Here is a 14,586-nt window from a genome sequence, read left to right as displayed (position 1 = left end):
ATTAAATCACATTTTTGTGTTTTAAAAAGTTAAACAGCCAATGAAGTGCTACCAGTGCAATCACTCCTGCGCCACATAAAATTGGTAGCATAACCAGTGCAATTGCTGATGTAGAACTTCCTGTAGTGACTCCGCCAATGTCAAAGTGCAATGAAATAGTGACTATTAACATAATCAAATGACAAGCGATCGAGGCGAATTGGTTTCTCCTACTAATTGGCTGTGTTTTGAACTTCAAAAAGCAATTCAAACCAAGTAGCAGCAAAGGCACTGAGACGATCCATAGTGAGAGTATGAAAGGTGATGAGCCGATCAGTGCGATATAGGTGGTTATCAAAAAGGCGTATAGCAGCTCATACTTATACTTATACTTGTTTAACATAGTTGTCACCGTAAAAATCTCCCCTGATTGTGACTTTCTTATTTTTAATTATTTGCAGCTGGTTTTTAAATATTGCTTCTCAGAATTGTACCTTTTTTTAGTCGCAACTTTACAGCGTTTGGAGTTTGCACATACAAAGAGCAAAAGAGTATGCGGCATTCAGGGTGAACCTAACTGGATAGGCGTAGAGAACACTTTAGGTATTTACAAAATGACGAGATTGACGCTTTTGTGGTGAGTGGCCTGCCATAAAAATGTTATATGGCAGGCGATTAATTTGAGTCGTAGGAGGTATAAAGACTAGTTCACTTTGCTCTGATTCATTTGCTCAATAAAGGCATTCGAATCGGCAATCGAACGATTCATATCATTGATTAGGTTTTGGATATCGACTTTCAATGAATCAAACTCACCTCGGATCGCCGCGACAGCTTGGGCATTTAGGTTATGCTTTAAATACAGCACATTGTCTTTCAATGAGTCTAAAACAGGCTGCATTTTAGCTTCACTGCGACGCATCGATTTAAGCAGCTTAGAGAACTGCCTTTGTGTTTGCTTTAATTTTTTCTCACTCTCACGTTTTAAGTTGGCATTTGAATATTGGCCAAGTTCATCCTGCCATTCATCAAATAATGCTTCGGCGACATCTTCTACTTTGTCGATGTTGTTAGAGACATCACTCGCAGCTGAAAGGCTAGATTCATAATCATCATTCAATTGCTCATAGGCAGTTTGCAATTCGCCACCATCAAAATTAACGAGTGTCGTTAATCTTTCGAGTGCTGATTGAAACTCCTGCTGTGAGTTTTGTTGTGACTCTTTTGTGGCTTCGACTCTATCTACTAATATCTCACGCTTGTGGACACCAACTTTTTCCATTGCAGAGTAGTAAACGGTTTGGCATGCGCTAAGGCCTAAGCACAGCACCGCTGCTAGGGCTAAATGTTTCATAATCAACCTATTTGATTAACTATCTTGGTGTAAATTATGGGGCGGATTGCTATGATGTGCAAAACGTTTCCTGTTTATTTTATTTCTATGCAACAGCACTACCAGCAATTACAGTCTAAGGCGAAAGAGTTTTTAGCTCGTCAGCCTAGTTGGTGGCAGCACTATTTTAAGCGCTGCTTAGAAGACCAAATCACGATTAACGCGGGGTACTTGGCTTATGTCACGCTTTTGTCTTTGGTGCCATTAATTGCGGTTGGTGTGGCAATATTTTCAGCCTTTCCTGGGTTTGAAGACACCCGAGTTGCCATAGAAAACTTTATTTTTACTAATTTTGTCCCGACTTCAACAGATTCTATTAAGTCTCATATCAGCGCTTTTACGGGTAATGCGAACCAAATGACCGCAGTGGGTATCAGCTTCTTAGCCGCTGTGGCGCTATTGCTGATTAGAAATGTAGATACTGCCTTAAATCGCATTTGGAGAGTAAAAGATAAGCGACCATTCATGATCTCTTTTGCGATTTATTGGATGGTATTAACACTGGGCCCAGTTCTACTTGGGGCAAGTATTGGTGTCACATCTTACATCGTTTCATTGGTATCGTTTGCCGATCAGGGTATCCCAGGGTTTAGTGGCTTTTTATTAAAACTTTTACCCTACGCAATTTCCATGGCCGGCTTCATTATGCTCTATACTTTAGTTCCGAATAAGAGAGTTGCTTTTCAAGCTGCGATCCCTGGTGCTTTGTTTGCGGCATTGCTGTTCGAGCTAACCAAGAAAGGCTTTGCTATGTATATCAGCCACTTTCCTTCTTATGAAGTGATTTATGGTGCATTAGCAACTGTACCGATCCTATTTGTTTGGGTCTACTTATCTTGGATTGTGGTGCTGTTAGGCGCTGAGTTTACTGTATGTTTAAGCGAAAGGCTTGAGCAACAACAAGCGCCTGAACAACATACTGAGGATAGCCAGCAAATAGCGCAGTGAGAAAAGCGATAACCTTGGAGGTCTTATGTCTCTTGGTTACGAGTTCAAAGCGGCGCGTCAAAGTTTTCACCTTGCGGTAGGGCAAGGTGCACAAATTCACGTAGAAGAATATGGGTGCGAGCAAGGTGTGCCTGTGGTCGTTTGCCATGGTGGCCCGGGAGTAGGTCTTGTGCCTGCGATGAGCTGCCTGTTTAATCCGCGAAAATACCGCATTATTTTATTTAGTCAGCGGGGCTGCGGTCTCTCTTCGCCTGATTCACTGGCGCATAATAGTCCAGCCCATTTGGTGGATGACATGCGTTTGCTGCTTAATCACCTTGGCATTGAAAAAAGTGTCATTGCAGGGGGATCTTGGGGTGCGACATTGGCGCTACTTTTTTATCAATCTCACCCTGAAAGGGTGTCAGGGTTAATACTTTGGGCAAGCTTCCTCGCTGAAACCACCGATCTCGCTTGGTTGTATGGGCCACATGGGGCTGGTGCGCAATTTTATCCTGAGTTGTATTCAGATTTTAGCCATGGCCTCAAGAGTGAACCTGAGATCTTACAGTATTATTATCAGTCTTTGACAGGCACAGATGAGCTGGAGCAACACAAAGCAGCGCAGTTATGGATGGCTTGGGAGTCAAAGTTGGCTTTAGGCACAAGAGCCAGACTTGCCAACATTGAACAAGCGCACTGTGCTGTTCAGCAAGCAAAAATCATGTGTCACTTTTTCCAAGAACAAAATTTTTCTCAGCTCTGTGATATCGCCCAATTTAAAGCGTCGCTTTGTCATCTGCCATGCTGGCTTATTCATAGTCGAGATGATTTATTGTGTCGCTATGCCCCCGTACAACGCTTTGCTCAAAATCATAAAGCGCAATTTTATGTCTTGGAGAATGCCGGGCACGCACAGCGAGAAGGTGACTATATGGATGCCATTATTCGTGCTTCTGACTTAATGCTGTGCCGTTTGCATTAATGCCTTTGTTATATCGGGACTTACACATTATTCAGCTGTAAAGACTTTCGTTTTAGAAAGTGGTTAAATTCGGTATATTTGGCACATTAAAAATAAAGTTTTGAGAATGATATGCAGGGATTAATTCAAAGAGTTACTCACGCAAAAGTAGACGTGTCGGGTGAGTGCGTGGGTGCGATAGGCAAAGGCATTTTATTGCTATTGGGCGTTGAAAAGCTTGATGATGAGTCTACAGCAGATAAGCTACTGCACAAGGTGAGTAATTATCGCATATTCACGGATGACGCTGGTAAAATGAACCTCAGCCTGAAAGACATTGAGGGTGAGCTTTTAGTGGTATCGCAGTTTACTTTGGCCGCGGATACTAAAAAAGGTATGCGTCCTAGCTTTTCGAGCGCAGGCACGCCAGCACAAGCCGAAGCGTTATACGACTACTTTGTGGCACAGGCAAAAGCCGCGGGTATTAGAGTTCAAACAGGACAGTTTGCCGCAGATATGCAAGTGAGCTTGTGTAACGACGGGCCGATCACCTTTAACCTGTCAATTTAGCGGCTTACTGCGATGATGTGATTCAAATAATCAGGTATGGCAACTTCATTGGGCTTTTTGCCAAAATTGGTGATCAGTCGGTGTTGAAGTTGCTCTAACTGTGAGGGGTGACTGGAGAGAAAGTTAATAAACAGCCAGCCGCCTTGATTTAAGTGATTGCGAATACTTTGATAAAACTTATGGTCGAACAAAAAATTCGGCGCATCTTCTTGGCTAAATAAATCTAGAATAATCCAATCATATAACGCACTTTTTTGCACAAATCGCTCGGCGTCATCACAGATCAATGCACTGAGTGCATCACCGTCGAAATACTTCTTATAACAGCGGATAACTTCAGGGTCTTTTTCAATTGAGGTGACATGCACGTCTGGGTATTGAGATTCTAAGTAGTTACGGATAGCCCCAGCACCCAGCCCTAACTCTAATACGGTTTTTGGCGCTGCTAATGGCTGCCAAAGTGTTGCAAGCTGCTGTAAATGTGGAAGTAATAGGCGCGAGGCATCGTCTCTATCAATCACAGATTGTAAAGTGTCGTTGATTAAGAGCCATCGATACTGTTTTTCTTGGCGCACTTGAATACTGATCTGGCCATGTTTCTGCCAATAAATTAGATGTCCAAAATCGTGGCAGTGAAAAACAAAGTCGGTGCTCAAAGTGTCAGAGCTTGTGAAAAATTTTTCCATAATTACATCATCATAGCTGAGCTTTTCTGTAATGCCAGTGTGTCCACCAAGTTTTACATTGTTTGTAGTTGAAGCAGCGCGAAACTATGTTTTATTTTGCGGTTTTCTAGTATGGTGAGTTTATAAAAACGACACCAAGTTGCCGTTGCTTTGTTAGTAAATCGACGGCCAGAGATGCATTTCAACAGGAGTAACTATGTTTCAGGTAACTGCGCCACAAAGTAGCGAAGACTGGCAAGCCTATTATCAATTACGTTGGCAAGTCTTACGCGCCCCGTGGGAACAGCCTCGCGGCTCTGAGCAAGACGATTTAGAGCAAGAAGCGGAGCATCGTTATATTAAGAATAACGACGGAGATGTATTAGCCGTTGCACGTTTGCACTTCAATAATCAGCAGCAAGCGCAAGTGCGTTATATGGCGGTAGATGAAAAGCACCGTGGTCAACATTTAGGTAGCCGCTTATTGCATGAACTTGAAAAGGTAGCTTGGCAGCAAAATGCTGATGAACTAGTACTATTTGCCCGTGAACGAGCGCTGTCTTTTTATGAGAAGCATGGTTATACCGTATTAGAAAAAGCCCACCTTGCATACGGTGACGTACAGCACTGGAAAATGGTCAAGCAAAAGCCTTGTGAGCCAGGTTGGTTCCGCCACCCTGACTGGACGCAGGTATTGCAAAACACATGGCGTGAGTCTATTCCAATCAGTGATGCGATGGGTATTAAAGTTGAAAGCTACACTGACTGGCAGTTTTCAACTAAAGCAGACTTAAAAGCGAACTTAAATTTACATAACTCAATGTTTGCAGGCTCGGTATACAGCATGGCGACCCTGACAGGGTGGGGCGCGACCTATTTGGCGCTTAAAGAGCTCAACCTTGAAGGTAACATTGTATTAGCTGATGCTGAAATCAAATACCTTAAGCCACTCACAACGGCACCAAGTGCGACTGTGACTATCGCAGATTGTTCGGGCAAATTGCTTGAGTTAGAAACTGAAGGTAAAGCGAAATACTATGTACCAGTGAATGTGTACGATGGCGATAAACTGGTTGCCAAGTTTGAAGGCTGCTTTGTTGTGCTTCGCTAAATAAAGCGTTAGATATTAAAAGCCAAGCTACTCGCTTGGCTTTTTTATTATTAGGTAGAAGTTATACCAATCCTCAATAATACTTAATCATTTTGAGGTACTAAAACTGACGCTAACTTCGTTGAAAATTTCTTATTTAGAATAACTAAATAGCAAAATTTCCGCCTTGCCTACATGGATGTAGGTACCTCGGCGATAGCAGGACGCGTGAGCGGCGTTATCGACTAGTTTTTCTTGTCTCAAAATAGACTGCTTAATTAAGAGGATTGGTATTACAAAATATCGGTGAGCAATATACCCACACCAAAACGTTGTATATCGGCATTGTAATCAATCATACTCTCACCATAGCCGTTAAAGTATTGCGCATATCCTCTGAGCCTACCCCACAGCGGGAATGACCAATCTAGCTGTAAAGCACCGCGATTATCGCTGTGAAGGTTATTTCTCACCATGAAACCAAATTCATGATCGCCCTGACGATACACGCCACTAAACTCAAAGTAGCCCATATATTTGTATATATCTGGGTTGTCGTCGCCTTCTGCCTCTAAAACATCTGGTTTGTCGTCTTCAGGCAATCGATACCAAGGCTTAAAACTAAAAACAAACCCTCGGTTTTCCCAAATGAAGTTGGCATAAATTCTATTCCAAGAGCGTGAGTTAGGCTGACTTCGGCCATTGGATTGGTGAGAAAGGCCCAGCACTAGGGCCATCTCATCTCCCCAAAGGACATTTTCATCATCTAAAAAGTTAACCCAAAATACTTCTGGCTCGTAATTGGTTTCACGGAAAGGTGAGGAGATGTCTTTATTATAAAATTGCCAATAAGATTTCAATGTAAAGGCGGTATAAATAGCCTGATCTGGGTCCGAAAATCCGGTATAAACCGGTACTTTTAATGATAACTGATATTTCACTTCAAAGTTATCAAGCGATTCGCCCTCTTGCTCGGTGATCGCCTTGAGGCCGTCGAAGGGGCGGTTATTTGGATTGCGCATGTAAGACACAGGTAAAATATAGTTGCGGTTATGCGGTGTCAGTACATTACGGTTTTTTTGCGTAACGCGCTCTCTTGCCATTCGTTTATCGAGAGAGCTAAAAGGCTTGTTTGCTAGCTGACTACACTTTTCGCGAACATCAGCGACTTTGGTGTCACCGTCGGCCGAAATTAACTCGTTGAGTACGCATTGCTTAACGAGATCGAGCTTGTCTTCTTGTTGAGCGTAGCTAGTCGGAGAAAATAAGAAACATAAACCAAAAGTGGCAAGAACATATTTGATCATAAGTGCAATTTGCTTGTGAGAGGGTGGCACAAATTATACACAATAATCACAATAAAAAAGTAGTAAAAAGGCGGGCGGCAAAAGCCGCCATACCTTAGTAAGCGACACTCAATAAAAGGTGCTTACTCTCACGCAATAAGGTGAAGCCTTACAGCTCGAAATAGTTTGTGAAGAACTTATAGAGTTCAGTGCCTTGATTCACGCTGGCCGAAGCAAAATGCAAAATAGTGATGGCATCTGTATCTAACGTGATTTCATGTAATGGCTTTTCTGATAAGTATTGTTCCATGCGTAAAATCTTCGCAATGGTGTCACCGGCTTTTATATGACTGCCTAGTTCGGCGTTGTACTCGACCATGCCACCCATAGGGGCATAAAACGCCAAATAGTCATCAAGCATACAGGCATAGCGGGTAATAGGCTTAGGCGTAAACTCAGCATCGATAAACGCTTGCTTGTGGTTTAGGTAACTTAAGATACTTTCGGCATCGAGTTTCGCCTCGGTTAGATCGATTTTCTCTTGTGAGCCAAGTTCAACGGTGAAAGCTTCAACCCATACAGGAATATTGCGACCTTGCGCTTTGTAGGCTTCGCTTAATTGCCACCAAGGGCAAAAAGTCGCTTCGTCCATCGCGCCATCAAATTCATTGGGGATCAACAGCACGTGTTTAATGTCAAAGTAGCTCGCACTGGCTTTCGCATATTCCGGACAGTACAAATGCTTTGCTGAGATCGGACCGGTATGAAGATCTAACACTATGTCAGCTTCATGCGCTAAACGCTGCAAGGTCACAGCGATCCGTTTGCCGGTATTCACGCGATAAGCGGGTTGATCTAGAAATGCTTGGGTCTGATCAACAAGCAGAGCGCGGAACTTTGCTTTGATCTCATCTTCTGGCGCATCTAAATGTTCGCTTACAAATGACTCGATCAACTTGCTGTGATCGTGATACATGCGGTTCCAGTTGGTGCCGGTGATCGGATCAAAACGACCTAAAGTAAACTCCCCCGACTTTTGATTACAACCGATCGGATTCGCATAAGGCACTAAGGTGATGTCTGAAGCCAGTGTTTGTGTTTTTAGCTGCTCAAGCAATTGGTAAATAACCGCATTACCTTGCACTTCTGCGCCATGCATATTGGCTTGAATATACACTTTAGGGCCGCTGCCATTGCCTTGTAAACGATACACAGGAATGGTTAAAGGTAAGCCATTGGCGATTTCACCAACTTGAATATGTTCTTGAGTAATTGTATTCATGGGAGCACCTACACTAAATAACTTGCGGCGTTTTGGCTTTCACGCACGCAGACAACTTGGCCTTGCTCAATCACGTATTCAGCAGGCAATTCATGACATAAAAAGAACGGCATACTTTCGGTATACCCATAAGCACCACATTGACTGAATACCACCCAGTCGTGCTCGTTAATATCTTCAGGTAGTGAGTGCTTACCCAAGCTGTCGAGTGCGGTACACAATGGACCATGTACTAGGAAGTCTTGTGATGGTGCGCTAGATTGGCGTAATAATTCACCCGGAAAAGCTTGGTTTGTCACAGCAGGGCGTAATACGTGATTAATACCACCTGCGACGATAAGCTGGTGCTCACCATAGTTAAGCTTTTGCTCAACCACAGGGTTTACATAATGGCCGATTTCACCTACCGCATAACGGCCTAGCTCCATCCACAGTTCTTCAACCCCAGCCGCGGCTTTAATGGTTGCCAGTGCATCGACTAATTTAGGCCAAGCGAGGCGATCAGCATCGGTAGTGTAAGGAATACCTAAACCGCCACCTAAATCTAAAATTTGGCATGTAAATCCGAGTTGCGCTGCCAAATCGGTCAGTGGCGCGACCATTTGCGACCACAGCTCTGCCAGTTTTTCGGTGCTAAGCATATTGCCCCATTGGAAAATATGCAGGCCAACAAAGTTAAGTGCAGGATAGTCTTGAATACTCAGCTGTTGCCACTCTTCAAGCCCTAAACCAAATGGTGTTAAGCTGTCACCACCAAGTGGGTTCTTTTCGCCATCGGGCCAGCGCAATTGCACACGCAGTAGAATGCGCAACTGCACCTGATGTTCTGTCGCAGCTTGGTTTAACCAAGCTACTTGATTTAAGCTTTCTGCCACAAAAGTGCGTACACCTTGTGACAAAAAGTGTTGGATCTGCTTTTTAGATTTAGCAGGTCCGGTGTTGAGCACACGGTTAGCAGCCACGCCTTGACGCAATACTTGGTCAAGTTCGCCACTGCTTGCTACGTCAAAGTCGAAGCCCGCTTTATCTAAAGTTTGGATCACCTTAGAAAGTGGATTGGCTTTAACTGCATACCATAACTTCACCACAGATTGCTCTGTCAGTGGTTTCAAATGCGCGTATAACGCATCTAGGTCATAGACAAAAAACGGTGTGTCGTTCTGCTCACTGATCGCAGTGATATGCTGACGTAGCTGTGTGCTCAAAAAGCTCATTAGCGTAATACCTCTTCAAGGATTAAAGACGCATCGCTTTGCTCATCGCGGTATTTAACAATTAAAGCACATGACATGCTTAAGCCCTGCTCGCGGCCCCATGCACTTGAAGACGGACGAGAGCCCGGAATAACAATCGCATTCTCAGGAATTGGCTCGCCTTTTTCTAAGACGCGCTCGTTCACACAGTCGTAAACAGGAATGGTTGCAGATAAACGGACACCTGGTGCAAGTACAGCCCCTTTCTTAACAACCACACCTTCAACGATCACACAACCAGCGCCGATGAACGCATCATCTTCGATCACAACTGGGCTAGCGCCAACAGGCTCTAATACACCACCTAGTTGCACAGCTGCACTTAGGTGAACGTTTTTACCTACTTGTGCACATGAGCCAACTAGCGCATGGCTGTCTACCATAGTACCTTCATCGATGAATGCACCTATGTTTACATACGCTGGTGGCATAATGATGGTGCCTGAGGCCACATAGGCGCCGCGACGTACACTTGAGCCACCTGGTACCATACGTACGTTTTGTTCTGCATTGAAACCTTGTGGTGCTAAGTTGTCTTTATCTACAAAGCCACCTGGGAACTCAACGTTCGTGCCGTTTCTGAATGCTTCTAAAATGCCTTGTTTTACTTCCACGTTGGCGTGCCAGTTGCCTTGCTCGTCTTGAGTTGCCGCACGTACGCTACCGTTTTCTAAATTGTTTAATAGTTCTAACCAGCTCATGTTTTACTGCCTTAATTCCAAGATAAAATTGTGTCGTTTGCACGCTCAATCGCTGCATTACATTGCAGTTCTAGGTGCGTAAGAGGAGGACGAAGATTCGGTGTTGCCAGAGTTCCCTGTTGGTGCATGAGCACTTTCACAGGAATTGGGTTGGCGACACTAAACAAGCTATTTACAGCTTGCGTCCAGGTGGTGAATAAGTTCGGATAAGTACCTGCTAAAGCGCGACGCACAAACTCAGCGGTTTGCTCTGGCCAAGCATTGGCTGCAACAGAGACAAGGCCTTTTGCGCCTGCCTGAGCAAAGTAGGGGATCAACCCATCGTCGCCGCTATAAATAGCCAGTTCAGGTGCAGCTTCACGGAATTGCTCAAATTTACTGATGTCACCGCTGGCTTCTTTTAACGCCCATAAGTTGTCGTGGTGTGCAAGATTCTTTAGTACTTGTGGTGACACTTCGACGGCACTGCGACCCGGTACGTTGTAAAGCATACAAGGTAAGTCAGTGGCGTTAAGTAATGCATCAAACCACTGAGTCTGACCAATTACACCCGGCTTAGCATAAAGCGGTGAACCAAGTAGGTAAGCGTGAATAGGGTGCTGATTGCAAAACTCAACCCAAGCTAATTGTTCTTGTAAGTTGATACCACCTACCGCGACCATAAGGGGGACGTTAGGGGTCAAGTTACAAACAAATTCAACAATCGCTTGTTGTTCAGGCAGGGTAAGGGCTAAGCCTTCACCTGTGCTACCAAGCAACAAAATGCCATTGCCAGCGTGTTCTTGCTGACGAACGAGTGTTGTGAGTGTGTCAAAGTCAACTTGGTCTTGCGCGTCAAAAGGCGTCACCAAAGCTGTCCATAAAGGATAGTTGGATAAATCGTATTGTGATTTCATCTCTACCGAACTTATAGCATGTTCGGAGTAAGGAGGGTGTCCATACTTCGAACAATTAAAATTCGAAGAGCAATGGACTTAAAAAAGATAAGGCAAACTGGCCTTATTTATTCTAAGACCAGAAGCTCTCCACCAAAATTCTTGCGCCTTGCGCAATTGGTGACAGTCGCTGGGATTCAGCCCAGTCGCCCGAAGTAAACGTCTAGCAAATACGCTTGCTTCTCGGCGTTAATTCCCCTCGCTACGGCATCAATGGAGTTTGCTCTCCTCAACCGCGCTACCTGAATAACGCACCTCTTCCAGCCCTGGCAGCCGAGTCAATGCTCCACTGCGCTCAAATAGGGTGAGGCGGCATTGAAACATTTTAGCCGTCTAGGTGTCAAGTATCTTCGTTATAATCAACGTTTGTTTGATTTTTAAGTGTAATTGTTACATTTATTTTAATTTTGTTGTAAAATTATTAGTTGGTTATTCAATAAGGAAAGGAAATATGACCAGTAAATTACTTATATCAACTCTATTGTTTATATCGTTTTTATCATTCGGTAAAGATAAACTAGAAGTCATAGGGTGTTGGGACACGGGCTCGGCCTTATGCAGTCAAGTTAGCAAGCAACGTGAATATAGTCGCTTTTTAGCACAAACTGACGCATCAGAGGCGCTGTCAGACAGTGACAGTGCCATACTCAACTATGTAATCCAATCTGACACCAGCAATACGGTGACGCATTTTAAATTTCACGTATATAAAGACCAAGAATGGGCAGAAGGCCCAGATGGTCATGATATGTTCTATCCGGTAACGCGTATACGCATGATAAGTGAGACTGGCATTTATGGTGCCGCAAAGGCAGACATAGAGCGTGCCGTTTCACCTAGGGTGGCAACCGAGCAATTTATAGAAAAATACGGCAACAAAGGGGCTGTTAATGGTTCGGGAAGTGAGGTTATTAGAGACTCCAATGGGTATATAGATTATGACTCTGCTTGCGGGCCGACAGGTATTCATGTGTTAGCGCGAGAGGCTTGGAACATGAGGCAAAATTGCCATGATTTTATGGTCAGTATTGGTATGTTCTCGGGAGTAAAAGAGATCGAGTTGCTAATTTCTACCACAGAATCGATAGCAGGCAATGTAGAGTCAGGTATTGAAGGGATTATTAGTGCTGGTCTTGAGGCGAAAGTAGATTATACACAAGCCCAAAAAGTGACTATTAGGGCAAACCGACCGCTTCACTTTAACACTCCTGATGGGTACAAAATCATACTTTTCCCTAACCCCAACGGAGAAGCTGAGGTTGTTTCGTTTTATCTACCCAATGGCATTAAAATCCCTGTAGACCCAGACGGTAGCGTTAAGTTAAAAGAGGCGGCCGAAGAGCTGTTAAGTGGCAAGTACAATGTAACCAAAGATAACCTGATTTTTATTCAGCTGATGAATAAAAGAATGAATCACCTTGCATTAAGAAGACTAGAAGCGCTATTAAATGCCGGGTTGCAATGTGATAGATGCACAGTGACCATAGTTGATGAGATGACAGAATAAACGAAATAAGAGTATTTAGGAAAAGGCTTTTATAGCCTTTAACAAAAAGCCCGGTGCAAGGCCGGGCTGAGGATAAAGGAAATGATCAAGCAATTACTTATATCAACTCTATTGTTTATATCGTTTTTATCATTCGGTAAAGATAAGTTAGAAGTCATAGGGTGTTGGGACACGGGCTCGGCCTTATGCAGTCAAGTTAGCAAGCAACGTGAATATAGTCGTTTTTTAGCAGAAAATGATGCGCCAGAAGCGCTGTTAGACAGTGACAGTGCCATACTCAACTATGTCATTCAATCTGACACCAGCAACACGGTCACGCATTTTAAATACGAAGTTTATAAAGACCAAGAGTGGGCTGAAGGCCCTGATGGCCAAGATATATTGCATCCGGTAACGCGTATACGCTTTATAAGTGAGACAGGCATCCATGGTGCAGCAAGGGCAGACATAGAGCGTGCCGTTTCACCTAGGGTGTCAACCGAGCAATTTATAGAAAAATACAGCAACAAAGAGGCTGTGCAAGAGTACCGCAACCGTGCTCTCAATGACTTGGGGAGTGAAGTTATTGTAGATGAATGGGGTTACATTGATTATGACACTACTTGCGGTCAAGAAGGTGCTCCACTGGAGCGAGAACCATCAAAGATGAGGCAGCATTGCAATGATTTTGTGGCCAAAGTAAACCGACCGCTTCGTTTTAACACTCCTGATGGGTACAAAATCATATTTTTCCCTAACCCCAACGGAGCAGTTGAGGTTGTTGAGTTTAGACTACCCAATGGCATTGTAATCCCCGTAGACTCAGATGGTAATGTTAAGCTTAAAGAGGCGGCTGAAGAGCTGTTAAGTGGCAGGTATACTGTGACCAAAGATAACCTGATTTTTATTCAGCTGATGAATAAAAGAATGAATCACCTTGCATTAAGAAGACTAGAAGCGCTATTAAATGCCGGGTTGCAATGTGATAGATGCACAGTGACCATAGTTGATGAGATGACAGAATAAACGAAATAAGAGTATTTAGGAAAAGGCTTTTATAGCCTTTAACAAAAAGCCCGGTGCAAGGCCGGGCTGAGGATAAAGGAAATGATCAAGCAATTACTTATATCAACTCTATTGTTTATATCGTTTTTATCATTCGGTAAAGATAAGTTAGAAGTCATAGGGTGTTGGGACACGGGCTCGGCCTTATGCAGTCAAGTTAGCAAGCAACGTGAATATAGTCGTTTTTTAGCAGAAAATGATGCGCCAGAAGCGCTGTTAGACAGTGACAGTGCCATACTCAACTATGTTATTCAATCTGACACCAGCAACACGGTCACGCATTTTAAATTTCACGTATATAAAGACCAAGAATGGGCAGAAGGCCCAGATGGCCAAGATATATTGCATCCGGTAACGCGTATACGCTTTATAAGTGAGACAGGCATCCATGGTGCAGCAAAGGCAGATATAGAGCGTGCCGTTTCACCTAGGGTAGCAACCGAGCAATTTATAGAAAAATACAGCAACAAAGAAGTTGTGCAAGAGTACCGCAACCGTGCTCTCAATGACTTGGGGAGTGAAGTTATTGTAGATGAATGGGGTTTCATTGATTATGACACTACTTGCGGTCAAGAAGGTGCTCCATTGGAGCGAGAACCATCAAAGATGAGGCAGCATTGCAATGATTTTGTGGCCAAAGTAAATCGACCGCTTCACTTTAGCACTCCTGATGGGTACAGAATCACACTTTACTCCAATCCTAGAGGGAAAGTTGAGGTTGTTGAGTTTTATCTACCCAATGGCATTAAAATCCCCGTAGACTCAGATGGTACCGTTAAGCTTAAAGGGGCGGCTGAAGAGCTGTTAAGTGGCAGGCACAATGTGACCAAAGATCACCTAGCTTTTATTCAGTTGCTGAATAAAAGAATAGATCATCTTGTATTAAGAAGGCTAGAAGCGTTATTAAATGCCGGGTTGCAATGTGATAGATGCACAGTGACCATAGTTGATGAGATGACAGAATAAACGAAATAAGAGTATTTAGGAAAA

Annotated in this window: 14 protein-coding genes and 1 riboswitch; of the genes, 7 read left to right on the top strand and 7 right to left on the bottom strand. The window is 43.7% G+C overall.

The window, feature by feature from the left end:
* Window positions 1–682: 682 nt before the first annotated feature.
* Window positions 683–1,333, bottom strand: a complete 651-nt coding sequence (locus ACGHEH_RS13265) for a DUF2959 domain-containing protein (RefSeq protein WP_390446142.1) — start codon at window positions 1,331–1,333, stop codon at window positions 683–685.
* An 87-nt stretch (window positions 1,334–1,420) separates the two neighbouring features.
* On the opposite strand from ACGHEH_RS13265, the gene ACGHEH_RS13260 reads away from it, so the two are divergent.
* The 3 genes from ACGHEH_RS13260 (at window position 1,421) to dtd (ending at window position 3,833) form a co-directional block, all read left to right on the top strand.
* Window positions 1,421–2,320, top strand: a complete 900-nt coding sequence (locus tag ACGHEH_RS13260) for a virulence factor BrkB family protein (protein ID WP_390446508.1) — start codon at window positions 1,421–1,423, stop codon at window positions 2,318–2,320.
* 25 nt (window positions 2,321–2,345) lie between these two features.
* Window positions 2,346–3,284 carry an alpha/beta fold hydrolase gene (locus ACGHEH_RS13255; protein WP_390446140.1) on the top strand — a complete coding sequence of 313 codons (939 nt, stop codon included), beginning with the start codon at window positions 2,346–2,348 and terminating at the stop codon, window positions 3,282–3,284.
* Between the two features lie 111 nt (window positions 3,285–3,395).
* A complete protein-coding gene (dtd, locus tag ACGHEH_RS13250; RefSeq protein ID WP_390446138.1) occupies window positions 3,396–3,833 on the top strand; it encodes a D-aminoacyl-tRNA deacylase in 438 nt (145 codons plus the stop codon).
* Here dtd and ACGHEH_RS13245 read toward each other — a convergent pair.
* On the bottom strand, window positions 3,830–4,519 hold the full coding sequence (locus tag ACGHEH_RS13245) for a spermidine synthase (RefSeq protein WP_390446136.1): 690 nt from the start codon (window positions 4,517–4,519) through the stop codon (window positions 3,830–3,832). The genes dtd and ACGHEH_RS13245 overlap by 4 nt on opposite strands.
* A 196-nt stretch (window positions 4,520–4,715) precedes the next feature.
* Between ACGHEH_RS13245 and ACGHEH_RS13240 the strand changes: the two genes are divergently transcribed.
* Window positions 4,716–5,609, top strand: coding sequence for a bifunctional GNAT family N-acetyltransferase/hotdog fold thioesterase (locus tag ACGHEH_RS13240; protein WP_138477788.1), 894 nt, complete (start codon window positions 4,716–4,718; stop codon window positions 5,607–5,609).
* Between the two features lie 272 nt (window positions 5,610–5,881).
* On the opposite strand, the gene ACGHEH_RS13235 is transcribed toward ACGHEH_RS13240, so the two are convergent.
* From ACGHEH_RS13235 to dapA, 5 genes are all read right to left on the bottom strand, one after another.
* Complete coding sequence (locus ACGHEH_RS13235) at window positions 5,882–6,895, bottom strand: phospholipase A (protein ID WP_390446134.1); 1,014 nt, start codon at window positions 6,893–6,895, stop codon at window positions 5,882–5,884.
* Window positions 6,896–7,043: 148 nt separating this feature from the next.
* Window positions 7,044–8,156 carry a succinylglutamate desuccinylase/aspartoacylase family protein gene (locus tag ACGHEH_RS13230; protein ID WP_390446132.1) on the bottom strand — a complete coding sequence of 371 codons (1,113 nt, stop codon included), beginning with the start codon at window positions 8,154–8,156 and terminating at the stop codon, window positions 7,044–7,046.
* Between the two features lie 8 nt (window positions 8,157–8,164).
* The gene (locus tag ACGHEH_RS13225; protein WP_390446130.1) at window positions 8,165–9,370 is read right to left on the bottom strand and encodes a PLP-dependent decarboxylase; all 1,206 of its coding nucleotides are present in this window, start codon (window positions 9,368–9,370) and stop codon (window positions 8,165–8,167) included.
* Window positions 9,370–10,110: a 2,3,4,5-tetrahydropyridine-2,6-dicarboxylate N-succinyltransferase gene (locus ACGHEH_RS13220; RefSeq protein WP_138477796.1), complete on the bottom strand. Its 741-nt coding sequence runs from the start codon at window positions 10,108–10,110 to the stop codon at window positions 9,370–9,372. Before ACGHEH_RS13220 ends, ACGHEH_RS13225 begins: the two co-directional genes overlap by 1 nt.
* An 11-nt stretch (window positions 10,111–10,121) precedes the next feature.
* Complete coding sequence (gene dapA / locus ACGHEH_RS13215; protein WP_390446128.1) at window positions 10,122–11,006, bottom strand: 4-hydroxy-tetrahydrodipicolinate synthase; 885 nt, start codon at window positions 11,004–11,006, stop codon at window positions 10,122–10,124.
* A 114-nt stretch (window positions 11,007–11,120) separates the two neighbouring features.
* A riboswitch (Lysine riboswitch) is annotated at window positions 11,121–11,313 on the bottom strand.
* Between the two features lie 183 nt (window positions 11,314–11,496).
* Here dapA and ACGHEH_RS13210 point away from each other — a divergent pair.
* The 3 genes from ACGHEH_RS13210 to ACGHEH_RS13200 all read left to right on the top strand — a co-directional run bounded on the left by ACGHEH_RS13210 (window position 11,497) and on the right by ACGHEH_RS13200 (window position 14,562).
* Entirely contained in the window at window positions 11,497–12,552 is a 1,056-nt protein-coding gene (locus ACGHEH_RS13210; protein ID WP_390446126.1) for a hypothetical protein, read from the top strand.
* 81 nt (window positions 12,553–12,633) lie between these two features.
* Window positions 12,634–13,557 (top strand): hypothetical protein, encoded by a 924-nt coding sequence (locus tag ACGHEH_RS13205; protein ID WP_390446124.1) that lies wholly within the window; start codon window positions 12,634–12,636, stop codon window positions 13,555–13,557.
* A gap of 81 nt (window positions 13,558–13,638) precedes the next feature.
* Window positions 13,639–14,562 (top strand): hypothetical protein, encoded by a 924-nt coding sequence (locus tag ACGHEH_RS13200; RefSeq protein ID WP_390446122.1) that lies wholly within the window; start codon window positions 13,639–13,641, stop codon window positions 14,560–14,562.
* The last annotated feature ends 24 nt before the right edge of the window (window positions 14,563–14,586 follow it).

The sequence above is a fragment of the Pseudoalteromonas sp. MTN2-4 genome, assembly GCF_042848605.1.
GTDB lineage: Bacteria > Pseudomonadota > Gammaproteobacteria > Enterobacterales > Alteromonadaceae > Pseudoalteromonas.
This window is presented reverse-complemented; position numbering and strand designations above follow the sequence as displayed.